Origin of the sequence: Limnohabitans sp. G3-2 (assembly GCF_002778275.1) — a bacterium.
Lineage (GTDB): Bacteria > Pseudomonadota > Gammaproteobacteria > Burkholderiales > Burkholderiaceae_C > Limnohabitans_A.
On record NZ_NESG01000004.1, the window covers coordinates 206,775 to 229,525 of the forward strand.

Genomic DNA, 22,751 nt, shown 5'->3' on the forward strand with positions numbered 1-22,751 from the left:
GGCATGAGTCAATCTGACAACACCCGATTCAACCTCTCGCGCTGGGCGCTGGAGCACCCGGCCCTGACCCGCTACCTGATGGTGGTGCTGATGGTCTTGGGCATGGCGTCCTATTTTCAGCTGGGTCAAGACGAAGACCCGCCGTTCACTTTCCGGGCCATGGTGGTGCGCGCCTATTGGCCAGGCGCTACGGCGGCGCAAGTGGCCGAGCAAGTGACCGACAAGATCGAGCGAACGCTGCAAGAAGTGCCCTTTGCCGACAAGATCCGCAGCTACTCCAAGCCGGGAGAGGCGCAGATCATTTTTCAGATCAAGGACAACTCCAAGCCCGGCGATGTGCCGCAGCTTTGGTATGCGGTGCGAAAAAAGATCGGTGACATGCGCGGCAGTCTGCCGCCGGGCGTGGTGGGGCCGTTTTTCAACGACGAGTTTGGCGATGTGTACGGCGTGATCTACGCCTTGGGTGGGCAGGGCTTTAGCCCGGCCGAGATCAAGGTGCAAGCCGACAGCTTGCGCCAGCAGCTGCTGCGCGTGCCCGATGTGGCCAAGGTCGAATTGTTTGGCGTGCAAGACGAAAAAGTCTTCGTCGAGGTCTCGCAAAAGAAACTCGCGCAAATGGGGCTCGACATGGGCGCGGTGCTGGCCCAGTTGGGCCAACAAAATGCGGTGGAGTCGGCCGGTGCCGTGCAGTCACCTGCCGATGTGGTGCAGGTGCGCGTGGGCGGACAGTTTCAGACGCTGGAAGACCTTCAAGCCATGCCGATCCGTGGCTCATCGGGCGCGCAGATCCGCTTGTCGGACATTGCCCAGGTCACCCGGGGCTATGCCGATCCGGCCAGCGTCAAAGTGCGCCACGACGGACAAGAGGTCATCGCCCTGGGGGTGTCCATGGCCAAAGGCGGTGACATCATCGCCCTGGGCGCGTCTTTGCGTTCAACGATCGTGTCCATCCAAGCCGGCTTGCCTGCGGGCATGGCTTTGACCCAGGTGCAGGACCAGCCGAGCGCCGTGTCCAATTCGGTCAATGAGTTCATCAAGGTGCTGATCGAGGCGGTGGTGATCGTGTTGGCGGTGAGTTTCTTGGCGTTGGGGCTGCACAAGCGGCCTGGCGTGAATCCCTTGTGGCGCCGCTGGACATTGGACATTCGCCCCGGTTTGGTCGTGGGCATCACCATTCCACTGGTGCTGGCCGTCACGTTTTTGGCCATGCATTATTTGGGCATTGGCCTGCACAAAATTTCGCTGGGCTCCCTCATCATCGCCTTGGGTTTGCTGGTGGACGACGCCATCATTGCGGTGGAGATGATGGTGCGCAAGATGGAGGAGGGCTACGACAAGGTGCGTGCCGCGACTTTTGCCTATGAGTTGACGGCCATGCCCATGCTCACGGGCACCTTGATCACGGCAGCCGGCTTCTTGCCGATTGGCATGGCCAAGTCCATGACGGGTGAATACACCTTCGCGATTTTTGCCGTCACGGTGGTGGCGCTCTTGGTCAGTTGGGTGGCTTCGGTGTACTTCGTGCCGTATTTGGGCGCTGGCTTGCTCAAACCCCCGGCGCACGCGCTGACGGCCGAACAACTCGATTCGGCCGAGATGTACAACACCCCGTTCTACCGGCACTTTCGCGCTTGGGTGACCTGGTGTGTCACGCACCGCTGGAAGACCATCGGTATCACGGTGTTCTTGTTCGCCATGGGGATGGTGGGCATGGGCAAGGTGCAGCAGCAGTTCTTCCCGGACTCCTCGCGCCCAGAAATCATGGTGGATTTGTGGTTGCCCGAGGGGTCGCCCGTCCTGGCCAGTGAGGACATCACGCGGCGTGTGGAGCAACGCCTGTTGCAAGAGGCGGGTGTCAAATCGGTCACGGCTTGGATTGGTTCAGGCGTTCCACGCTTTTATTTGCCACTCGATCAGGTTTTTCCGCAGACCAACGTGTCGCAGCTGATTGTTTTGCCGGTTGACCTGAAAACCCGCGAAGTGCTGCGGGCCAAGCTGCCCGCTTTGCTGGCGCAGGAGTTCCCCGAAGTGCGTGGGCGGGTCAAGTTGTTGCCCAACGGCCCACCCGTGCCCTATCCGGTGCAGTTCCGCGTGGTGGGCTCAGACCCCCAGGTTCTGCGCCAAAAGGCGGACGAGATCAAAGCCCAAATGCGACTGAACCCCAACACCCGTGGCGTGAACGACAACTGGAACGAATCGGTCAAGTCGGTCCGGCTGGAGATCGACCAAGCCAAAGCCAGGGCTCTGGGGGTGAGCAGCCAATCCATCGCGCAAGCTTCGCGGACCTTGTTGTCGGGTGTCCCTGTGGGGCAATTCCGCGAGGGTGACAAATTGATCGACATGGTGTTGCGCCAACCATTGGCCGAGCGGGATGCCTTGTCGGATCTGAGCCAAGCTTATGTCCCCACCGCCTCTGGCCGCTCGATCCCCTTGCTCCAAGTGGCCCACCCGGTCTTGGCTTGGGAGCCTGGTGTCATGTGGCGCGAGGGGCGGCAGTTTGCCATCACGGTGCAGGCCGACATTGCCGAAGGGCTACAGGGCGCCACCGTCACGGCGCAGTTGCTGCCGGACCTCAAAAAGACCGAAGCCTACTGGCAAGGCCAGGGTTTGAATGGGTACCGGATCGAGGTGGCCGGTGCGGTGGAGGAGAGCTCCAAAGGCTCCGCTTCGATTGCCGCAGGTGTGCCTGTCATGCTGTTCATCACATTCACCTTGCTCATGCTGCAGCTGCAAAGCTTCAGCCGTGCGATGCTGGTTTTCTTGACCGGACCTCTGGGCATGGCGGGCGTGGCGGGGGCTTTGTTGGTTTTGGACAGGCCTTTTGGATTTGTCGCGCTGCTGGGCGTGATCGCCCTGATGGGCATGATTCAGCGCAATTCGGTGATTTTGATCGACCAAATCGAGCAAGACCGAGCGGCGGGCATGGTCGCTTGGCAAGCGGTTGTGGAGTCGGCCGTGCGGCGCTTGAGACCCATCGTGCTGACCGCAGCGGCGGCTGTTTTGGCCATGATTCCGCTCTCACGCAGCATCTTTTGGGGCCCGATGGCGGTGGCCATCATGGGGGGGCTGATTGTGGCCACGGCCTTGACCTTGCTGGCGCTGCCCGCCATGTACGCGGCCTGGTTCCGAATTGAGCGGCCAAATCAAGCCCGGGCCTGAAATTGCCTATTTGAAGCGGCTAAAATAGAAAGTTGACCGATTTCAAGCGGGCGGTCAGGTGAGTCGCAGAGCTTTGAAGCCCTTTTGCCCACCTGTCGCCCTTTTTGTTTGGACAGGCGCGGGTGGCGAAATTGGTAGACGCACCAGGTTTAGGTCCTGACGGTGGCAACACTGTGCGGGTTCGAGTCCCGCCCCGCGCACCAACCGACTTGTGGCCGATGGGACAACCAGCGGCCTGTGAGACATTCAATTAACCGAGAACGACGATGACTGTGACTGTTGAAACCCTTGAAAAGCTGGAACGCAAGATCAACCTGACGGTGCCTGTGGCGGCCATTCAGACCGAAGTGGATGCACGCCTGAAGAAAATGGCCCGCACGGTCAAGATGGACGGTTTCCGTCCAGGCAAAGTGCCCATGAACGTGGTCGCTCAGCGTTACGGTTACTCGGTTCAGTACGAAGTCCTGAACGACCAAGTCGGTCAGGCTTTCGCCATCGCGGCCAACGAAGCCCAGGTTCGCGTGGCAGGTCAGCCCCGCATTTCCGAAAAAGAAGGCGCGCCTGAGGGCGAGCTGAACTTTGAAGCCATCTTCGAGGTGTACCCCGAAGTCAAGCTGGGCAACCTGGCCGACACCGAAGTTGAAAAATTGACGGCTGAAGTCTCCGACGCCGCCATCGACAAGACCGTGGACATCCTGCGCAAACAGCGCCGCACCTTCGCTCAGCGCGCGCAAGACGCCGCCGCTCAAGACGGTGACCGGGCCACCATCGACTTCGAAGGCAAGATCGACGGTGAAGTGTTTTCTGGCGGCAAAGCCGAAGACTTTCAGTTCATCCTAGGCGACGGCCAGATGCTCAAGGAATTTGAGGACGCCGTGCGCGGTATGAAGTCCGGCGAAAGCAAGACGTTCCCCTTGGCATTCCCCGCCGATTACCACGGTCAAGATGTGGCCGGTAAAACAGCCGATTTTCTGGTCACCGTCAAGAAAATCGAAGCGGCCCATTTGCCTGAAGTCAACGAAGCCTTGGTCAAGTCTTTGGGCATTGCCGATGCGTCCGTTGAAGGCCTGCGTGCCGACATCCGCAAAAACCTCGAGCGCGAAGTGAAATTCCGCTTGCTGGCCCGCAACAAGCAAGCCGCCATGGACGCTTTGGTCGCCAAGGCCGAGTTGGACCTGCCTCAGTCGATCGTGCAAAACGAAATCGAGCGCCTGAAAGAAGGTGCCCGTGCCGACCTGAAGCAGCGTGGCGTGAAAGATGCCGACAAGGCCCCGATCCCTGACGACATCTTCCGTCCTCAAGCCGAGCAGCGCGTGCGCTTGGGTCTGGTGGTGGCTGAAGTTGTGCGTGGCAACACCCTGCACGCCAAGCCCGAGCAGATCAAAGCCCACATCGAAGAGCTGGCCGCCAGTTATGAGCGTCCGGACGACGTGGTGCGCTGGTACAACAGCGACAACCAGCGAATGGCCGAAGTCGAGGCCGTGGTCATCGAGAGCAATGTGTCCGATTTCGTCCTGGCCCAGGCCAAAGTGGTCGAAAAAGCCATTTCTTTTGAAGAACTGATGGGTCAACAGGCCTGATCGGTCTTTTGAATCCATGAAGCATGGGGCTTGTGCCGGGCTTGTAGTCTGGCTCACAAGCCCCATCTCATTGGTGGGGTTGAAAACCCGGTTAAAGTCTTCCAAGAAACTTCTGGAGAAAAGATGAGCGCACTGGACATCACAAATTTGGGCATGGTCCCCATGGTCGTCGAGCAATCGGGCCGTGGCGAGCGGGCCTACGACATTTACTCGCGTTTGCTCAAGGAGCGTGTGATCTTTTTGGTGGGTGAGGTCAACGACCACATGGCCAATCTGATCGTGGCCCAGCTCTTGTTCTTGGAGAGCGAAAACCCTGAAAAGGACATTTCGCTCTACATCAACTCACCGGGCGGTTCGGTCAGCGCCGGCATGGCCATCTATGACACGATGAACTTCATCAAACCCGATGTCTCCACGCTGTGCAACGGCATGGCCGCCAGCATGGGGGCGTTTTTGCTGTCCTCCGGTGCCAAAGGCAAGCGTTTTTCCTTGCCCAACTCCAAGATCATGATTCACCAGCCTTTGGGCGGCGCACGGGGTCAGGCCACGGAGATTGAGATTGCAGCCCGCGAAATCGTCAAGACCCGCGCCCATTTGAACCGCATCTTGTCGGAGAACACGGGTCAGCCGCTGTCCAAGATCGAAATTGACACAGAACGCGACTATTACCTGTCTGCGACCGAGGCCAAAGACTACGGTTTGGTGGACGAAGTCATCTCCAAACGCGCTTGAGTGTGGCCGGGCTGACCGGCACCCCAGCTGACGGCGTTTACCTCCAAAGGGTGAGCGCCGTTTTTCTTTCGTTATCATTGACGAATTCCGGATACCGAGGCGACATTTATGGCCGATAAAAAAGGCTCAACGACTGAGAAAAACCTGTTCTGCTCCTTTTGCGGCAAAAGCCAGCACGAGGTCAAAAAGCTGATCGCAGGTCCATCGGTGTTCATTTGCGACGAATGCATTGATTTGTGCAACGACATCGTGCGCGATGAATTGGCCACCACCACAGTGGCCGAAGGCAACAAAGAAGGTTTGCCGACGCCGCTGGACATCAAAACCAACCTGGACAACTACGTGATTGGCCAGGAAAAGGCCAAGCGCAGCTTGGCGGTGGCGGTCTACAACCATTACAAACGCCTCAAGCACAAAGAAACGGCCAAAAAAGACGAGGTCGAATTGGCCAAGAGCAATATTTTGCTCATCGGCCCCACAGGCTCGGGCAAGACGCTGCTGGCCCAAACCATGGCCCGCATGCTGGATGTGCCTTTTGTCATGGCCGACGCCACCACCTTGACCGAAGCCGGTTATGTGGGTGAAGACGTCGAAAACATCGTGGCCAAGTTGTTGCAAACCTGCAATTACGACGTCGAGCGGGCCCAGCGCGGCATTGTTTATATCGACGAGATCGACAAAATCACCCGCAAATCGGACAACCCATCGATCACCCGTGACGTGTCGGGCGAGGGCGTGCAGCAGGCCTTGCTCAAGCTGGTTGAAGGCACCATGGCCAGCGTACCGCCTCAGGGAGGCCGCAAGCACCCCAACCAAGATTTCCTGCAAATCGACACCACCAACATTTTGTTCATTTGCGGCGGCGCTTTCGCAGGGCTGGAAAAAGTCATTGAAAACCGCACCGAATCCGGCGGTATTGGCTTTGGCGCTTCTGTCAAAAGCAAAAAGCAGCGCTCGCTGACCGACGTGTTCAACGATGTGGAACCCGAAGACTTGATCAAGTTCGGATTGATTCCCGAGTTGGTGGGCCGTTTGCCCGTGATTGCCACCTTGGCCGAGTTGACCGAAGAGGCTTTGGTGCAAATTCTCACCGAGCCGAAAAACGCCGTCGTCAAACAGTTCACCAAATTGTTGGCCATGGAAGGCGTTGAGCTGGAAGTTCGCCCCAATGCTTTGACCGCCATGGCTCGCAAAGCCCTGGCCAGAAAAACCGGTGCCCGCGGACTGCGTTCCATCATGGAGCAGGCCCTGATTGACACCATGTTTGAACTTCCCAACCAAGCGAATGTTGAAAAAGTGGTGGTGGACGAGTCCGTCATCGACGACAACAAGCCACCGTTGCTGGTTTACCGCGAGTCGGCCAAGCAGGCCTGACCCCCATGCGCTGCGCATTGCCTTTTACCCTTTGCTCTTGCTGGGTTGAAATCGCGCGAGCAGCAACCATGTGTAGCTGAATTGACACGAGGGACACACCATGTCTGGACACACACCTTTGCCGCCCACCTTGATTGAACTGCCCATGTTGCCTTTGCGCGATGTGGTGGTGTTCCCTCACATGGTGATTCCTTTGTTTGTGGGGCGCCCAAAAAGCATCAAAGCCCTGGAGTCGGCCATGGCTGCCGAGCGCCGCATCATGCTGGTGGCTCAGAAAACCGCCGCCAAAGATGAACCCGCCGTGGACGACATGTTTGACGTGGGTTGTGTCTCGACCATTTTGCAGATGCTGAAACTGCCCGACGGCACCGTGAAGGTCTTGGTGGAAGGCCAGCAGCGCGCCTTGGTCAAGACCATCGTGGATGGTGAAGCCCACTTTGTGGCTGCCGTGACCCCAGTGGACCCGGTCTCCGAGTTGTCCGATGACAGCAGCGAAATCGAAGCGCTGCGCCGCGCCGTGATGCAGCAGTTTGACCAGTACGTCAAACTCAACAAGAAAATTCCGCCAGAAATTCTGACCTCGATTTCCAGCATCGACGACCCGGGTCGCCTGGCCGACACCATTGCGGCCCACCTGCCGCTCAAGCTTGAAAACAAGCAACAGGTGCTGGATCTGGCCAACATCAAGTCACGCCTGGAAAACCTGTTTGCCCAGTTGGAGCATGAGGTGGACATCCTGAATGTGGACAAACGCATCCGGGGTCGTGTCAAGCGCCAGATGGAAAAGAACCAGCGCGATTTTTACCTGAACGAACAGGTCAAAGCCATCCAAAAGGAACTGGGAGATGGCGAAGAGGGCGCCGACATTGAGGAGCTCGAGAAAAAGATCAAGGCCGCCAAAATGTCGGCCGAGGCCCGCAAAAAGGCCGAGGGCGAGCTGAAAAAGCTCAAGCTCATGTCGCCCATGTCGGCTGAAGCCTCCGTGGTGCGCAACTACTTGGATGTCTTGATTGGTCTGCCTTGGGGCAAAAAGACCAAGCTCAAGCATGATTTGGCCAATGCGGAAGATGTTCTGAACCAAGACCACTTTGGCTTGGACAAAGTCAAAGACCGCATTTTGGAATACCTCGCGGTGCAACAACGCGTGGACAAAGTCAAAGCCCCGATCTTGTGCCTGGTCGGCCCACCGGGTGTGGGCAAGACCTCCTTGGGTCAGTCGATCGCCAAGGCCACGGGCCGCAAATACGTGCGCATGGCGCTTGGCGGCATGCGCGATGAGGCCGAAATTCGCGGCCATCGCCGCACCTACATTGGCGCTTTGCCTGGCAAAGTGCTGCAAAACCTGAACAAAGTGGGCACCAAGAACCCGTTGTTCCTGCTGGACGAAATCGACAAATTGGGCACGGATTTCCGGGGTGATCCTTCGAGTGCATTGCTCGAAGTGTTGGATCCCGAGCAAAACCACACCTTCGGGGACCATTACGTCGAGGTGGACTTTGATTTGAGCGATGTCATGTTCGTGGCGACCTCCAACTCGATGAACATCCCTTCGGCCTTGTTGGACCGCATGGAAGTGATCCGTTTGTCAGGTTACACGGAAGATGAGAAAACCAGCATCGCCATGAAGTATTTGCTGCCCAAGCAAATGACCAACAATGGCGTCAAAGACACCGAGTTGCAGGTGACGGAAGCGGCCGTTCGCGACGTGGTTCGTTATTACACCCGTGAAGCGGGTGTGCGATCCCTTGAGCGCGAGTTGGGCAAAATCTGCCGCAAAGTCGTCAAAGCCTTGTTGCTCAAACAGATGACGCCGCAGGTGGTGGTGAACGCCGACAACTTGAATGACTTTTTGGGTGTGCGCAAGTACACCTACGGCCGTGCGGAACAGAAAAACCAAGTGGGTCAGGTGGTCGGTCTGGCGTGGACGGAAGTGGGTGGCGATTTGCTGACCATTGAAGCCGCGCTGATGCCCGGCAAAGGCGTCATCACCCGCACCGGCTCTTTGGGTGATGTGATGAAGGAGTCTGTTGAAGCCGCCCGCACGGTGGTGCGCAGCCGCTCTCGACTCTTGGGCATCAAGGACGAGGTCTTTGAAAAGAAGGACCTGCACATCCACGTGCCCGATGGCGCGACCCCCAAAGACGGCCCGAGCGCTGGCGCCGCCATGACCACCTCCATGGTGTCTGCCATGACGGGGATCCCTGTGCGAGCCGATGTGGCCATGACGGGAGAGATCACCCTGCGCGGTGAAGTCACCGCCATCGGTGGCCTGAAGGAAAAGCTGCTGGCGGCTCTGCGCGGTGGGATCAAAACGGTGTTGATTCCCGAAGACAACGTGAAAGACTTGCAGGACATTCCTGAGAATGTCAAAAATGGTTTGGAAATCGTCCCGGTCAAATGGATCGACCAGGTTTTGGAGGTCGCTTTGGAAGCCAAGCCCACGCCTTTGAGCGACGAAGAAGTGGCGGCTGCGGCCCTGTCTGCGGCGACAGCGACGGCCAAGCCTGAGGCGGTGAAGCATTGATGCAAAATTTTCAGGGGGAGTTCAAAGCCCCCCTGAAATTGCATTACAATTTGGGCATTCCAGAAGACAAAGCATAGAATGCTGAGTTTTGTGAAATACGCGGGAATAGCTCAGTTGGTAGAGCGCAACCTTGCCAAGGTTGAGGTCGCGAGTTCGAATCTCGTTTCCCGCTCCACATTCTGAAAGAGGTACCAAGCTCTTTCATTTGATTTTTCCAGTTTGCGGGAATAGCTCAGTTGGTAGAGCGCAACCTTGCCAAGGTTGAGGTCGCGAGTTCGAATCTCGTTTCCCGCTCCAAATCTGTGAAAAACAGACAGTTTTCAGAATCATGGGAAGCAAATGCTTCCCATTTTTGTCAGTCAGCAACGGTTTTGGCGCGATAGCAAAGCGGTTATGCAACGGATTGCAAATCCGTCTAGCCCAGTTCGACTCTGGGTCGCGCCTCCAAACAAATGCCCCTGCGGTTCATGCCTCAGGGGTATTTTTTTGACCTCACAGCACCTTGGCGCTCGATCAGTTGGCGCGGGCCACCCACACTGTCGCCCCTTCTGGGCCATACAACTCCGCATGCAGGACGTTGCGAGCCAGTCGAAAATCGTCGCCCGCTTTCAGGTGCTGGACCTTTTCACCCACCGTCAGCCAATACTCACCACGAACGACATGGGCGCTGACGTCAAAGGGGTGGGTGTGCATGTCCAGTTTCAGGTGGGCATCCCACTCCCGGACGATGATTTCGTCAAAGCCCTCATCCATGGATTGGGCGGTGAATGCTTCAAGTGTGAGTTGGGTCATGATCAGAGCCTGACAATCAAAACCCCATCCTAACGGTGCAGAAATGGGTGGGCAGTCGCCAACCCGTCAGCCTCTGAGCACATGAGGCGTCATGCTGGCGCAATAGAGCACGGCCGGGAAGCTGCTGACCCAGGCCCAAAAAAACCGGTTGAGCCCTAGAAACCAAAAAACCAGAAAGTGGAAGAGGGTGGCGACAGCGCACCAAATCACGGCCAGTCGAAGATCGAGCAGCGCCAACGGGAAGAGTCCCTCCCACAGTGTGAACGACCATGAACACACGAGTGCGACCCAGCGCTTGCGGTAAATGCTGCGCTTGGCCAGTGGGCCGTAAACCCCCGTGTCCAAAAACAGGGGCAGAGCGCGCCCAGAGCGCCATTCAGGGCGCAGGAGCTTGACCCAGCCGGAGACAAAGTACGAACTGACGGTCTGCAGACTGATGTACCAAAAGCCAGCCTGCCAGCCCAACGCAGCATCCGTGAATGCACCCACGAGGTGGGACAGCAGCAAGCCTGAGATGCCCACCAGGGTCATGAAGTCACTGCCCCCGTTGAAGGCCCCCCGCCATCGCAGAAGCAGCAGCAGCGCCATCACAAACAACAAGGCGGCGCCCAACAAGCCCACTTGACCCAACATCAGCCCAAGCGCCAAAACACCTCGCAAACACAGCCAAGCTGTGTACGGTTTGGGCTGGAAAAATTGATTCAGCAGGGCTTTGAGCCAGGCGGGCCGCGCCGGAATTTCTTGCAGCAAGAGGGGCCAGCGGGTGAGCTTGTCCAGCGATGGCAGGCGCAGGTACTCCAGCGTTTGAACGAGCAAACTCCAGCCCAGCAAAATTTCAAAGGCGCGAACAGCCCATGTCAAGGTCATCGATCGACCACCGGGGATTGCAGCATCAATTGGCTGTTTTGGCCATCGGGCAGCTCCATGCGCACTTGAAACTGAAAGGCGGACAGATTGGATTTCAGAGGATGGGGCAGCATGGGTCGCTCGTCCCAGCATGCTCCTGAGATGGCTTGCCTGGCCAGTTGCTCGACCCCTTGGTAGGTCACGCGGTCCCGAATGTCTTCACCTTCAGCCATGTCGTTGATGTCGTTGGCCAGGTGGTCCACCAGGTTTTGGTGGGCCAAGGCCAAATTCACGTCAGGGTTGTGAACAAGGTGAAGGGCTTTGCGGGTCAATCGGGGATAAATCAGCTGCCAATCGGTCCAGGTCAATGCGTCGGATTGTCCCCGCACATACAGTCTGGGTGACAGCTGGATGCCATGGTAGAACTTCCAGTTGGGGAAAAAAGCCCGGAAAAAAAACAGCCAAGGACCGTCGATGACGCCCCAGCGTTTGCGCAGATTGATCGCCAGCATGGCGAAATAGGCCACGATCAGCCAAATGGTGAAGTCCATGTCGGCAGTTTATCGCCTCCGACACGCGGCATTTGAATCACCTGCCGATCAACTTGGCGCTTGACGCTGTCAAAACGGTCCATTCTTGTGGCTTAATATCGCTTTGCATTATTTATCTGGAGCCGTAGATGGGCAACAAAATCGTTACCGAAGCAGATCGTAAATTCACGCCACCATTGCCAGCATTGCCCGGCGTGACCTTGCGTACCGCAGGCCGCGGTCAGCGCGTGAGCCTTGAGCGTGGTGTCGCCACCCGCAGCAAGAAGAACCCAGGCAAGCGCTCCAAAAAAGGCGGTTGATCCCCATGCGCTCGGCCGTGCGCCGAGCCAGTGAACGGCCACTGATGATCTCAGTGGCTTTTTTTTGTGTGGCTGCAGGCCTTTTGCGTGAAGGCCTGAAACTTGAGGAGCTGTGAATGCTGATGTCTTACGGTGCATTGTTGGTGGCCGGTCTCATGCCTGTGGTGTGCGCGGGCATTGCCAAGTCAGGCTTCAAGGGCTATGACAACAGCGACCCGCGCGCTTGGTTGGCGCGGCAAACGGGCTTTCGGGCCCGGGCGAATGCCGCGCAGGCCAACTGTTTTGAGGCTTTCCCCTTCTTTGCGGTGGGTGTCATCTTGGCCTTGTTGACGGGGGTTGACCCCCGCATCGTGGATGGCGCCTCTGTGTTTTTCGTGCTCATGCGTGTGGCCTATGTGTTTTGCTATGTCAGCGACAAGGCCAAGTGGCGCACCATGGTGTGGTCGGCAGCCTATTTGACTGTGCTCGCTCTGTACGCTTTGGCCATGCTCAATTTGCAGATGGATTGAGGTCAAAACCCCGGTGAATCAAGGCACAATAAGCGCTCTGCCCCGGTGGTGAAACTGGTAGACACACCGGACTTAAAATCCGTTGCTTCGTTCATAGCGGGCGTACCGGTTCGATTCCGGTTCGGGGCACCATTCTGGGGAAACACCATCATGAAAAACGACAACGCACCGCTTGAAATTCATGTGCATGGTGATGTGCCCATCAAACCTGGGACGGACATCCAAGCCATCCAAGAAGCCCTCAAACCCCTTTGGCGTTACGCCGGCGCTCGCAATTTGAGCGATGGCTCCTCCAGCCTCTACGAAGAAGAACCCGGCATCCGTTTCGACAGCGATGTGAGTCGTCTGCAAATGTGCTGGACGGTTCGTGGTGACGATGATTTCCGCATGGTCATGGAAGACCTGTGCATGAACATCAATGATTTGTCGGCTGCAGGGGCACAGATCGAGGTCACCTTTTACGACACCGAATTCGACGACGAAGACGAAGCCAGCGGTACCGAATCGCGCGATGATTTCGTCATGCTGTTTGTCGGGCCTGATCCAGGCGCCATCATGCAAGCGCAGCGTGACCTCTTGATTCACGATGTGGTGAACATGATGGAGCGCCATTTTGATGGCTCCGAGTTGTCTGGCGTTGTCGCTGAAATTGACAAGCTGTTCAGCCAACGCTTTGACAACCTCGTCAGCTCCTTGGAGCTGGGCAAACCGCCCCGAGGCCCAGGCGGGAATGGCGGCGGCAGTGGCCATGGCGGTGGCCGCCGACCACGACACCTTCACTGAAATGGTTTCCATGCCCCCTCTGATCTCTCGCGCAGCCCTCAATCCCGGCGTTCGAAGGCGCGAGGTGTTGGGCTGGGCCATGTACGATTTTGCCAACTCGGGCTATACGACCGTGGTCATCACGGCCGTTTTTGCGGCCTATTTTGTGGGTGGCGTGGCCGGCGGAGCCGATTGGGCCACTTTGGCTTGGACGTCCGGTTTGAGTGTTTCCTACCTGATCGTCATGCTGACCATGCCCGGCTTGGGCGCCCGTGCTGACCGTGTGGCGGGCAAAAAACGCATGCTCATGTGGGTCACGGCCGGCTGTGTGCTCAGCACAGCCGCCCTGGCTTTCGTCGGGCCAGGGCAGGTCGCTTTGGCCCTGGGCATCTTGGTGGTGTCCAACACATTCTTTTCTTACGGCGAGTCGCTCACAGCGTCTTTTCTGCCGGAGCTGGCTCGGCCCGAAGCCATGGGCCGTGTCAGTGGCTGGGGCTGGTCTTTGGGCTACATCGGCGGCATGCTCACCTTGGGTATTTGCTTGGCCTACGTGTTGTCCGCCCAGGCGCGCGGCGAAACAGGCAGCCAGTTCGTGCCTGTGACCATGCTGATCACCGCGGTGATCTACGGCGCAGCGGCGCTGGTGACTTTCGCGCTTTTGAAAGAGCATTCGGCAGCGCAACCCCATATGCCTGCACGCACCGTTTTGCAAAGTTTGCGTGGCCTGCGACAAACCTTGCGTGATGCCCAGCCTTACCCCGACTTCTTGCGGCTGCTGGCCTGTACCGTGGCTTACCAAGGTGGCGTGGCCGTGGCCATCACGCTGGCGGCCATTTACGCCGAGCAGGTGATCGGTTTCCAGCCCCAGGAAACCATGGTGCTGATCTTTGTGCTGAACATCGCTGCTTTTGTGGGCGCCTTTTTGCTGGGGCATCTGCAAGACCATCTCGGGCACAAGCTGACCTTGTCTCTGACCTTGTGGGGTTGGGTGGCCACCTGCATCATCGCGGCTTTGTCCACCAGCAAGGACGTGTTCTGGTGGGCGGCAGCCATTGCCGGTTTTTGCATGGGCTCGAGCCAATCGTCAGGCCGTGCCATGGCGGCTTTGATGGTGCCTCCGCAGCGTCTGGGTGAGTTTTTCGGCTTGTGGACATTTGCCATTCGCTTGGCCAGCATCTTGGGGCCGCTGACCTACGGTCTGATCACTTGGTTGAGCGATGGCAACCAGCGTTTGGCGATCGGGTCCACCGCGCTGTTGTTCATTTTGGGTTGGGTGCTGTTGCTGCCGGTGGACGTGGAACGTGGTCGATTGGCCGCGCAAGCCTCTGCCTGATCAAGCCAGGGCCAGTGACGCCGGGACAGCCTGGCAGATCTCGGACGTCCCGTTCAGCCAACGCTGGGCAGCCGCTTGCAGCCCCTGCAAGTTGCCCGTGGTCAACAAGCGCATGGGCTGTTCGCTCTCTTGCGCCACTTCCGTGTTCAAGCGTTCGGCGGCAGCCAGCAAGCGGTGGGTTTGACGCGCCACGGGTTCTCCGGTCGAGACCAGTTGGACATGCGGCCCCAACAGCTGCTGCAAAACCTGTTCGACAAACACATAGTGGGTGCAGCCCAATACCAAGGTGTCGATTTCACCCGGTGCCGATCCAAAGGGGCCCATGGCTTGGGTGTAGGTCTGCACCAAATGCGCGATCTGAGCGTGTGCGGCCTCGGCCTGATCGGGCAGGGTGCTTTGTTCAATGGCCAAGGCCAGGCCGTTGCAGGCTTGCACCTCAAACTGCGCTTCGTGTTGCACGCTGGACAGCAGGCGTGCGAATTTCTCACTGCCCACTGTGCCGCGGGTGGCCATCACCCCGATGCGGCGGGTGTGGCTGAGCGCCAAAGCGGGCTTGAGTGCAGGCTCTAAGCCCACGACGGGCAGGGCGGGGTGTTGCAAACGCAGTGCTTGGATGGCCGCCGCAGTGGCGGTGTTGCAAGCCACCACCAAGGCCTTGATCTGGTGGCGCGCCAGCAAATATTCGGCGGCCGCGTGGGTGCGTTGGCTGACAAAGGCTTCGCTTTTTTCGCCGTAGGGCGCGTAGGCGTTGTCGGCCAGGTACACGAAGCGTTCGTGCGGCAGCTCTTTTTGCAAGGCCCGCAACACGCTCAGGCCCCCAATGCCACTGTCAAAAACGCCGATGGGCGCGTTCATGCTCAGCCTGCGCTGACGCCGATGCCTTTGAACTCACCCGTGGCGATGCGTTTTTGCCATTCGGCCGGGCCGGTGATGTGCGCGCTGGTGCCGCCCGCATCCACCGCAACCGTCACGGGCATGTCCACCACGTCGAATTCGTAAATGGCTTCCATGCCCATGTCGGCAAAGCCCACGACTTGGGCGTGTTTGATGGCTTTGGACACCAGGTAAGCAGCACCGCCCACGGCCATCAAGTAAGCGCTCTTGTGCTTCTTGATGGCTTCGATGGCGACCGGGCCGCGCTCGGCTTTGCCGATCATGGCGATCAGGCCGGTGTTGGCCAGCATCATTTCGGTGAAGCCGTCCATGCGGGTGGCGGTGGTGGGTCCGGCAGGGCCGACGGCCTCGTCGCGCACAGGGTCGACCGGGCCCACGTAATAAATGACGCGGTTGGTGAAGTCCACGGGCAGTTTTTCGCCTTTAGCCAGCATGTCCTGGATGCGTTTGTGTGCGGCATCGCGGCCGGTGAGCATCTTGCCGTTGAGCAAGAGGGTTTGGCCGGGTTTCCAAGCGGCCACTTGCTCAGGCGTGAGGGTGTTGAGGTCCACGCGCTGGCTCTTTTCGGTGTCGGCCGTCCAGCCCACGTTGGGCCACAGGTCGAGCGAGGGGGCTTCGAGGTAGCTGGGGCCAGAGCCGTCCAGCACGAAGTGCGCGTGGCGCGTGGCTGCGCAGTTGGGGATCATCGCCACGGGCTTGCTGGCCGCGTGGGTGGGGTACATCTTGATCTTCACGTCCAGCACGGTGGTGAGGCCACCCAAGCCTTGTGCGCCAATGCCCAGGGCATTGACCTTGTGGTACAGCTCCAAGCGCATTTCTTCCACGGGGTCGAGCTTTTGGCCTTGGCTGGATTTTTCGAGCAGCTGGTACATGTTGAGGTCGTCCATCAGGCTTTCCTTGGCCAACAGGACCGCTTTTTCGGCGGTGCCGCCGATGCCGATGCCCAGCATGCCAGGCGGGCACCAGCCCGCGCCCATGGTGGGCACCGTTTTGAGCACCCAGTCGACGATGCTGTCACCGGGGTTGAGCATGATCATCTTGGACTTGTTCTCGCTGCCGCCACCTTTGGCCGCCACAGTCACATGCACATGGTGGCCGGGCACGATTTTGGTGAAGATGACTGCAGGCGTGTTGTCTTTGGTGTTTTTGCGGTTGAAGTGCGGGTCAGACACGACAGAGGCACGCAGCATGTTGTCCGATTGGTTGTAACCCCGGCGCACGCCTTCGTTGATGGCGTCTTCCAAGCTGCCCGTGAAGCCGTCAAATTTCACGTCCATGCCGACTTCGAGGAAGACGTTGACGATGCCGGTGTCCTGGCAAATCGGGCGGTGACCGATGGCGCTCATCTTGCTGTTGGTCAGGATTTGCGCAATCGCATCCTTGGCGGCAGGGCTTTGTTCACGCGCGTAAGCACTGGCCAGGTGGGAAATGAAGTCAGCTGGGTGGTAGTAGCTGATGTACTGCAGGGCAGCGGCGACGGATTCGATCAGGTCGTCTTGTTGGATCAGTGTGGTCATGGTGGTGGCGTCCAAGAAAAATCAAAAACGGTTTGTTCAATGGGCCTTGTCGTGGTGCGACATCAGGCGGTCTGCATAAGCAATGGCAATGGCGCTGAGCAAGAAAGCCATGTGGATGATGGTTTGCCACATCAGCACTTTTTCATCGTAGTTGGCGGCGTTGATGAAGGTTTTGAGCAAATGGATGGAGCTGATCCCGATGATGGCGGTGCCCAGTTTGACTTTGAGCACCGAGGCGTTGACATGGTCCAGCCATTCGGGTTGGTCGGGGTGGCCCTCCAGATTGAGGCGGGAGACAAAGGTTTCGTAGCCGCCCACAATGACCATGATCAGCAAGTTGGAAATCATGACCACATCGATCAGGGCCAAAACGACCAGCATGATCACGGTTTCGTTCAGTGAGGTGATGGGGGCGTCGGTTTTGTAACCGATGCTGGTGATCAAGGCCTGCAGGGCGGTTTGGCTGCCAAATGCTGCCTCCAAGAGGTGCACCAATTCCACCCAAAAGTGGAAAACGTACACGGCTTGAGCGGCGATGAGGCCCAAATAAAGGGGCAATTGCAGCCAACGGCTGGCAAAAATAAAGCTGTTCAAGGGGCTCAATTTGCCTTTGGGGGCGGGCTGCTTGGGGGACATGGTTTTCCTGAATGTTGCTTGTAGGCCTGGCCTTGAGGCGAGATGAGATTTTAGGCGGTAGAAGGGCTGTTCTCTCCCATGCCCGTGCAAGTCTGATGTCAGTCAGTGCTTTGTAAGAGCGAAAGCCGACATTTGCACCAGTTTAGAAAACGCCCATGTCATTGAGGAGACAAATCCGATGAGTTCCAACCTTTATCAACCCAGCGCAGACTTCGTTCAAAACGCCAACATCTCCGGTATGGCCGCCTATGAAGCCCTGTGCAAAGAGGCGCAAACCGATTACCAAGGGTTCTGGGGCCGTTTGGCCAAAGAGCTGATCAGCTGGAAGACCCCTTTCACCAAGGTGCTCGACGAGTCCAATGCGCCGTTTTTCAAGTGGTTCGAAGACGGCACACTCAACGCCTCTTACAACTGCCTCGACCGCAACGTCGAAAAAGGCCTGGGCGACAAGACCGCCATCATTTTTGAAGCCGATGGCGGCGAAGTGAGCAAGGTCACCTACAGCCAACTGCTGGCCAAAACCTGCCAGTACGCCAACGCTTTGAAGAGCCTGGGCATCCAAAAGGGTGACCGTGTGGTCATCTACATCTCCATGTCCATCGAAGGCGTGGCGGCCATGCAAGCTTGCGCCCGCATTGGCGCCACCCACTCGGTGGTGTTCGGTGGTTTCTCGGCCCAGTCACTGCGTGACCGTATCGAAGACACGGGCGCTGTGGCCGTGATCACCGCCGACAACCAAGTGCGCGGTGGCAAGCTGCTGCCCCTCAAGTCCATCGTGGACGAAGCCATCAACCTGGGCGGTTGCGGCTCGATCAAGAATGTGTTGGTCGTCAAGCGCTCGGGTGCCGAGATCGCCATGACCGCAGGTCGCGACCAGTGGATGGCCGATCTGGCTGACCAGCAAGCCACCACCTGCGAGCCCGAGTGGGTCGGCGCCGAGCACCCCTTGTTCTTGCTCTACACCTCCGGCTCCACCGGCAAACCCAAAGGCGTGCAACACAGCACCGGTGGCTATTTGCTGCATGCCGCATTGACCACCAAGTGGACCTTCGACTTGAAGGCAGACGATGTGTTCTGGTGCACCGCCGACATCGGCTGGGTCACGGGCCACACCTACATCACCTATGGCCCCCTGGCGCTGGGCGGCACCGAAATCGTGTTCGAGGGCGTGCCCACTTACCCCGATGCCGGCCGTTTCTGGAAAATGATCCAGGACCACAAAGCCACCATCTTCTACACTGCGCCCACCGCCATCCGCTCGCTCATCAAGGCGGCTGAAGCCAACGACGCCGTGCATCCCAAGAGCTACAACTTGAGCAGCCTGCGCCTCTTGGGCTCGGTGGGCGAGCCCATCAACCCTGCCGCGTGGGAGTGGTACCACCAGCACGTCGGTGGCGGCCGTTGCCCCATCGTGGACACCTTCTGGCAAACCGAAACCGGTGGCCACATGATCACGCCTCTGCCCGGCGTGACCCCCATGGTGCCCGGTTCTTGCACCTTGCCTTTCCCAGGCATCCAGGCCGCCATCGTGAGCGAAACCGGCGAGGACATGCCCAATGGCCAAGGCGGCATCTTGGTGGTCAAGCGCCCCTGGCCTTCCATGATCCGCAACATCTGGGGCGACCCCGAGCGCTTCAAAAAGAGCTACTACCCTGAAGACTTCAAGGGCAAGTACTACTTGGCGGGCGACGGCGCGATCCGCGACGAGAAAACCGGTTACTTCACCATCACGGGCCGCATCGACGACGTGCTGAACGTGTCGGGTCACCGCATGGGCACCATGGAAATCGAATCGGCCCTGGTCAGCTGCACCGAGCTGGTGGCCGAAGCCGCCGTGGTGGGCCGCCCCGACGACACCACGGGCGAAGCCATTTGCGCCTTTGTGGTGCTCAAGCGCGCGCTGCCCAATGGCGAAGAAGGCAAGGCGATTGCCAAGCAGTTGCGTGACCACATCGCCAAAGAAATCGGCCCCATCGCCAAGCCCAAGGACATCCGCTTCGGTGAGAACTTGCCCAAGACCCGTTCGGGCAAGATCATGCGCCGCCTGCTGCGTTCGCTGGCCAAAGGCGAAGCCATCACGCAAGACATCTCAACGCTGGAAAACCCGGCGATTTTGGGTCAGCTGGGTCAGGCTTACTGATCGGCTGCACCCTCTGGCAGCGGTCCTCAAACCGTTGCCAGCGTCGCAAACAAAAAGGCAGCCTCGGCTGCCTTTTTGTTTTGGTGCGGGACTGGGGTGTCAGGTTTTCATGGCCAAACCCAGTCGCTCGATGGTTGCTTTTTCGGACTGGAAGGTGTTGCGGATGAACTGGGTGTATTCCTCTGTGCCCATGTAAATCACCGATTGGTCGTATTTGTCAAAGCTGGCCATGACGGCCGGGTCTTGCAAGGTTTGCTTGAAGGCGTCGTGCAACTTTTTGACCACGGCCGGGTCCATGCCCTTGGGGCCGCCAATGCCAAAGGGCGAATCAGAGACGGTGTCGAAACCGAGTTCATTGAGCGTGGGCACATTGGGCCAGCGCTTGGTGCGCTTGCTGCCGTAGGTGGCCAGCAAGCGCATGGTGCCCGCCTCGACCTGCGGGGCCCATCCCGTCGCGTCGCTGTGCGACATGACGTGGCCACCCAACACCGCTTGCACCCCGTCGGCGCTGCCTTTGAAGGGCACATGGGTGACATCGATTTTGGCTTTGCTGGCAAATTCGGCAAAGGCCAGGTGCGGCGTGGTGCCGTTTCCCGTGGAGCCGTAGGTGAATTTGCCCGGATTGGCTTTGGCAAAGGCCACCAAGTCTGCGATCGATTTGATGGGGGAGTCGGACCGCACCACCACCCCAAAGGTGTAGCCCGTGAGGCAGGCGATGTAAGTGAAGTCTTTGAGCGGGTCGAACTGCATTTTTTGCATGTGCGGCAAACGCGCCACGCCGATGGTGATTTGCGACAGGGTGTAGCCATCGGGCTGGGCCCGCACCAGCTCGTTGGGGCCGAGCATGCCGCTGGCGCCCGGTTTGTTGTCGATGACCACTTGAACGCCCAGGGCCTTGGTGGCGCTTTCGGCCAAGGCGCGCATCACGGCATCGCTGGACCCCCCTGCAGGCCAAGGGCAAATCAGTTTGATGGGCTTGGCCGGAAAAGCCTGGGCTCGCGCCAAGCTGGGGAAGGCCAGCGTGACGGCGGCGGCGGCGGTGGCCTGAACAAATGAACGGCGGTGGGTGTCTGGGGTGGTCAAAAAAGTCTCCTGTGGGAATGGGTCAACACATTCCAATGCAAGCACTGTGGCCTGACAAGAGGGCAAACCTGAGGCCGGGCTCAGGCGAGGTCGCTTTCGCGACTGGTTTCAATCACCCTGGACCACGCCCTCGCGCCGGGGGTCGGCCCCCCCCCACCAACCGCTGGGGGTGCGTTCGATGGCCTGCAGGCCGCTGGTCATTTCCATTTCGCGCACCTCATGACCAAGCGCTTTGAGCGCGTCCACGGTGCTGCGCTCAAAACCTTGGGCCTCGAGCATTGTCGGCCCCCCCAGCGAACCGAAGTTGGGCAGGTCAATGGCTTTTTGGGCATTCAAGCCCCAATGCAGGGTGCCGGTGAGCAGCTTGGCCGTGTAGTGGATGATGGCCGCGCCACCCGGGCTGCCACCACTCATGAGCAGTTGGCCCGAGGTTTTGTCGAACACCAAGGTGGGCGACATGGACGAGCGGGGGCGCTTGCCGGGCTCGACCCGGTTGGCGATGGGGCGGCCTTGTGCGTCGGCAGGGGCCAGACTGAAATCGGTCAACTCGTTGTTGAGCAAAAAGCCGCCGGGGCGAGACGGGTCGGTGCTGACCATGCGGCGCGAGCCAAAGGCGGCTTCGATGGTGGTGGTCATGGCCACCGCGCGGCCCCGGGCATCGACCACGCTGATGTGGCTGGTGCCGTATTCGGTTTGTGGGGGCATGGGCGCGAAGCTGGTGGCGTGCCCGCCGGGCTGGCCTGCTGGGGCCGCTTTCATGGCCTGCTGGCCGATCAGCTGGCTGCGCTCGCGCAGGTAGCCCTGCGCCAGCAGGCTGCGCCAATCGCCCGCAGGCGCTTGCACAAAGTCAGGGTCGGCCACAAATTGCGCCCGGTCGGCAAAGGCCAGGCGTGAGGCTTCGGTGTAACGGTGCAAAAAGTCGGGCGAGGGCAGGCCAGCGGCCAGCTCGGGGCCTTGCGCCTGGGTGTGGCCGAGCATGCCCAAAATCTGGCCTATGGCGATGTGGCCCGAAGACGGTGGGGGAAAGCCACAGATGCGGTAGGCCCGCGCTGCGGCCATGTGGTCAAAACACAGGGCTTCGCGCAGGCGGGGCTGGTAGCTGGCCAGGTCTTGCAGACTCAAGGTGCCGGGGCGAGGGGCCTGTGCGGTGCGGGCCACCATAGCCTCTGCCACCGGCCCTTCGTGCAGGGCGCGGCTGCCTTGGGCCGCGATGAGGCGCAGCACATGGGCGTATTCGGGGTTGCGCAGCACATGGCCCACGGGCCAGGCCTGCCCATCGGCTTGGTAGAAAAAGCGCAGGGCCAGCGGGTCTTTTTTGAGCAGTGCGTCAGCGTTCAGCAGGGCGTTCAAGCGGGGGCTGATCCGAAAGCCTTGTTCGGCCAGCGTGATGGCGGGTTGCAGCAACTGCGCCCAAGGCAGGCGGCCGTGTTGGCGGTGAGCCGCTTCGAGCATGCGCACCGCGCCGGGCACGCCCACCGAGTGCCCGCTTTGAACCGCCTCTGGAAACGGCAGGGGCTTGCCTTGCGCCAGGAACATGTCGCCACGGGCACCTGCGGGGGCGGTTTCGCGCCCATCGTGTGCCGAGACCTTTTGGCCGTCAAAGTGCAACAAAAACGCGCCGCCGCCAATGCCGCTGGACTGTGGCTCCACCAAGCCCAACACCATCTGCACGGCGATGGCGGCATCGAGTGCCGAGCCGCCTGCAAGCAAGACCTGATGCCCTGCGTCGGTGGCCAGTGGATTGGCAGCGGCCACGGCCTGACGCGAGAACGCCCAGCCCGGTTTGGCCGACCTGCCACTGGCCGCCTCGGGCGGGGTGGCCAAATCGGGGACGTTGTAACGCCATGTGTTGGCAGGGGGCTGGGTGGCGCAGGCGCTCAAGAGCGCCAACAGGCTCAGGCCCAAAGGCAGGTGTGTGTTCATAGGACTCTCCTGGGACGACAGCCACATGCATGGGCTAAACGGGCGATGAGCCGCTATTTTCAAGGGATTTGTAGCAGGGCCCCAGGGCCGAACGCAG

At 59.3% G+C, this 22,751-nt stretch carries 18 protein-coding genes and 5 tRNA genes; 15 read left to right on the forward strand and 8 right to left on the reverse strand.

All coding sequences use genetic code 11. The features are described 5' to 3' along the window. Positions 1-3 precede the first annotated feature (3 nt). The 9 genes from B9Z31_RS07605 (at position 4) to B9Z31_RS07645 (ending at position 9,816) form a co-directional block, all read left to right on the forward strand. A complete protein-coding gene (locus B9Z31_RS07605) occupies positions 4-3,159 on the forward strand; it encodes an efflux RND transporter permease subunit (protein WP_100118962.1) in 3,156 nt (1,051 codons plus the stop codon). Positions 3,160-3,275: 116 nt separating this feature from the next. Continuing rightward, positions 3,276-3,362: transfer RNA gene (locus B9Z31_RS07610), tRNA-Leu, on the forward strand. 63 nt (positions 3,363-3,425) lie between these two features. After that, positions 3,426-4,739 (forward strand): trigger factor, encoded by a 1,314-nt coding sequence (gene tig / locus B9Z31_RS07615; RefSeq protein WP_100118963.1) that lies wholly within the window; start codon positions 3,426-3,428, stop codon positions 4,737-4,739. A 123-nt stretch (positions 4,740-4,862) separates the two neighbouring features. Beyond that, positions 4,863-5,471 carry an ATP-dependent Clp endopeptidase proteolytic subunit ClpP gene (clpP, locus tag B9Z31_RS07620; protein WP_100118964.1) on the forward strand — a complete coding sequence of 203 codons (609 nt, stop codon included), beginning with the start codon at positions 4,863-4,865 and terminating at the stop codon, positions 5,469-5,471. A gap of 108 nt (positions 5,472-5,579) precedes the next feature. Continuing rightward, positions 5,580-6,845, forward strand: a complete 1,266-nt coding sequence (clpX, locus tag B9Z31_RS07625; protein WP_100118965.1) for an ATP-dependent Clp protease ATP-binding subunit ClpX — start codon at positions 5,580-5,582, stop codon at positions 6,843-6,845. Positions 6,846-6,945: 100 nt separating this feature from the next. After that, positions 6,946-9,369, forward strand: coding sequence for an endopeptidase La (gene lon, locus B9Z31_RS07630; protein ID WP_100118966.1), 2,424 nt, complete (start codon positions 6,946-6,948; stop codon positions 9,367-9,369). A 99-nt stretch (positions 9,370-9,468) separates the two neighbouring features. Beyond that, positions 9,469-9,544 (forward strand) — tRNA-Gly (locus B9Z31_RS07635). A 46-nt stretch (positions 9,545-9,590) separates the two neighbouring features. Continuing rightward, positions 9,591-9,666 (forward strand) — tRNA-Gly (locus tag B9Z31_RS07640). 76 nt (positions 9,667-9,742) lie between these two features. After that, a tRNA-Cys gene (locus tag B9Z31_RS07645) sits at positions 9,743-9,816 on the forward strand. A 66-nt stretch (positions 9,817-9,882) separates the two neighbouring features. On the opposite strand, the gene B9Z31_RS07650 is transcribed toward B9Z31_RS07645, so the two are convergent. The 3 genes from B9Z31_RS07650 to B9Z31_RS07660 all read right to left on the reverse strand — a co-directional run bounded on the left by B9Z31_RS07650 (position 9,883) and on the right by B9Z31_RS07660 (position 11,558). After that, entirely contained in the window at positions 9,883-10,161 is a 279-nt protein-coding gene (locus B9Z31_RS07650; protein ID WP_100118967.1) for a cupin domain-containing protein, read from the reverse strand. Positions 10,162-10,227: 66 nt separating this feature from the next. Continuing rightward, a complete protein-coding gene (locus tag B9Z31_RS07655; protein ID WP_100118968.1) occupies positions 10,228-11,028 on the reverse strand; it encodes a hypothetical protein in 801 nt (266 codons plus the stop codon). Continuing rightward, positions 11,025-11,558 (reverse strand): hypothetical protein, encoded by a 534-nt coding sequence (locus tag B9Z31_RS07660; protein WP_100118969.1) that lies wholly within the window; start codon positions 11,556-11,558, stop codon positions 11,025-11,027. Before B9Z31_RS07660 ends, B9Z31_RS07655 begins: the two co-directional genes overlap by 4 nt. Positions 11,559-11,686: 128 nt before the next feature. On the opposite strand from B9Z31_RS07660, the gene B9Z31_RS15545 reads away from it, so the two are divergent. The 5 genes from B9Z31_RS15545 (at position 11,687) to B9Z31_RS07680 (ending at position 14,461) form a co-directional block, all read left to right on the forward strand. Next, complete coding sequence (locus tag B9Z31_RS15545) at positions 11,687-11,857, forward strand: hypothetical protein (RefSeq protein WP_199172540.1); 171 nt, start codon at positions 11,687-11,689, stop codon at positions 11,855-11,857. Between the two features lie 116 nt (positions 11,858-11,973). After that, on the forward strand, positions 11,974-12,366 hold the full coding sequence (locus B9Z31_RS07665) for an MAPEG family protein (RefSeq protein WP_100118970.1): 393 nt from the start codon (positions 11,974-11,976) through the stop codon (positions 12,364-12,366). Between the two features lie 39 nt (positions 12,367-12,405). Then, positions 12,406-12,498: transfer RNA gene (locus B9Z31_RS07670), tRNA-Leu, on the forward strand. 18 nt (positions 12,499-12,516) lie between these two features. Next, positions 12,517-13,149: a DUF6806 family protein gene (locus B9Z31_RS07675; RefSeq protein ID WP_100118971.1), complete on the forward strand. Its 633-nt coding sequence runs from the start codon at positions 12,517-12,519 to the stop codon at positions 13,147-13,149. A 10-nt stretch (positions 13,150-13,159) separates the two neighbouring features. Beyond that, complete coding sequence (locus tag B9Z31_RS07680; RefSeq protein ID WP_100119131.1) at positions 13,160-14,461, forward strand: MFS transporter; 1,302 nt, start codon at positions 13,160-13,162, stop codon at positions 14,459-14,461. On the opposite strand, the gene murI is transcribed toward B9Z31_RS07680, so the two are convergent. Genes murI through B9Z31_RS07695 form a run of 3 tightly spaced genes read right to left on the reverse strand, consistent with a single transcriptional unit; the run spans position 14,462 to position 17,508 of the window. Continuing rightward, complete coding sequence (murI, locus tag B9Z31_RS07685) at positions 14,462-15,316, reverse strand: glutamate racemase (protein WP_100118972.1); 855 nt, start codon at positions 15,314-15,316, stop codon at positions 14,462-14,464. 2 nt (positions 15,317-15,318) lie between these two features. Continuing rightward, positions 15,319-16,872, reverse strand: coding sequence for a fumarate hydratase (locus tag B9Z31_RS07690; RefSeq protein ID WP_100119132.1), 1,554 nt, complete (start codon positions 16,870-16,872; stop codon positions 15,319-15,321). 36 nt (positions 16,873-16,908) lie between these two features. Beyond that, positions 16,909-17,508 (reverse strand): TIGR00645 family protein, encoded by a 600-nt coding sequence (locus B9Z31_RS07695; RefSeq protein ID WP_100118973.1) that lies wholly within the window; start codon positions 17,506-17,508, stop codon positions 16,909-16,911. Between the two features lie 178 nt (positions 17,509-17,686). Between B9Z31_RS07695 and acs the strand changes: the two genes are divergently transcribed. After that, complete coding sequence (gene acs, locus B9Z31_RS07700; RefSeq protein WP_100118974.1) at positions 17,687-19,648, forward strand: acetate--CoA ligase; 1,962 nt, start codon at positions 17,687-17,689, stop codon at positions 19,646-19,648. Positions 19,649-19,747: 99 nt separating this feature from the next. On the opposite strand, the gene B9Z31_RS07705 is transcribed toward acs, so the two are convergent. Together B9Z31_RS07705 and B9Z31_RS07710 are read right to left on the reverse strand one after the other, a co-directional pair. Further along, positions 19,748-20,731, reverse strand: a complete 984-nt coding sequence (locus B9Z31_RS07705) for a tripartite tricarboxylate transporter substrate binding protein (RefSeq protein ID WP_100118975.1) — start codon at positions 20,729-20,731, stop codon at positions 19,748-19,750. A gap of 108 nt (positions 20,732-20,839) precedes the next feature. After that, positions 20,840-22,654 (reverse strand): gamma-glutamyltransferase family protein, encoded by a 1,815-nt coding sequence (locus B9Z31_RS07710; RefSeq protein WP_100118976.1) that lies wholly within the window; start codon positions 22,652-22,654, stop codon positions 20,840-20,842. Positions 22,655-22,751 lie beyond the last annotated feature (97 nt).

Coding starts and splice junctions, on each gene's coding strand:
- B9Z31_RS07650 (WP_100118967.1), bottom strand. CDS start 10,161: ATGACCCAACTCACACTTGAAGCATTCACCGCCCAATCCATGGATGAG.
- murI (WP_100118972.1), bottom strand. CDS start 15,316: ATGAACGCGCCCATCGGCGTTTTTGACAGTGGCATTGGGGGCCTGAGC.
- lon (WP_100118966.1), top strand. CDS start 6,946: ATGTCTGGACACACACCTTTGCCGCCCACCTTGATTGAACTGCCCATG.
- B9Z31_RS07710 (WP_100118976.1), bottom strand. CDS start 22,654: ATGAACACACACCTGCCTTTGGGCCTGAGCCTGTTGGCGCTCTTGAGC.
- clpX (WP_100118965.1), top strand. CDS start 5,580: ATGGCCGATAAAAAAGGCTCAACGACTGAGAAAAACCTGTTCTGCTCC.
- B9Z31_RS07695 (WP_100118973.1), bottom strand. CDS start 17,508: ATGTCCCCCAAGCAGCCCGCCCCCAAAGGCAAATTGAGCCCCTTGAAC.
- B9Z31_RS07690 (WP_100119132.1), bottom strand. CDS start 16,872: ATGACCACACTGATCCAACAAGACGACCTGATCGAATCCGTCGCCGCT.
- B9Z31_RS07665 (WP_100118970.1), top strand. CDS start 11,974: ATGCTGATGTCTTACGGTGCATTGTTGGTGGCCGGTCTCATGCCTGTG.
- tig (WP_100118963.1), top strand. CDS start 3,426: ATGACTGTGACTGTTGAAACCCTTGAAAAGCTGGAACGCAAGATCAAC.
- acs (WP_100118974.1), top strand. CDS start 17,687: ATGAGTTCCAACCTTTATCAACCCAGCGCAGACTTCGTTCAAAACGCC.
- B9Z31_RS07605 (WP_100118962.1), top strand. CDS start 4: ATGAGTCAATCTGACAACACCCGATTCAACCTCTCGCGCTGGGCGCTG.
- B9Z31_RS15545 (WP_199172540.1), top strand. CDS start 11,687: ATGGGCAACAAAATCGTTACCGAAGCAGATCGTAAATTCACGCCACCA.
- B9Z31_RS07680 (WP_100119131.1), top strand. CDS start 13,160: ATGCCCCCTCTGATCTCTCGCGCAGCCCTCAATCCCGGCGTTCGAAGG.
- clpP (WP_100118964.1), top strand. CDS start 4,863: ATGAGCGCACTGGACATCACAAATTTGGGCATGGTCCCCATGGTCGTC.
- B9Z31_RS07660 (WP_100118969.1), bottom strand. CDS start 11,558: ATGGACTTCACCATTTGGCTGATCGTGGCCTATTTCGCCATGCTGGCG.
- B9Z31_RS07675 (WP_100118971.1), top strand. CDS start 12,517: ATGAAAAACGACAACGCACCGCTTGAAATTCATGTGCATGGTGATGTG.
- B9Z31_RS07655 (WP_100118968.1), bottom strand. CDS start 11,028: ATGACCTTGACATGGGCTGTTCGCGCCTTTGAAATTTTGCTGGGCTGG.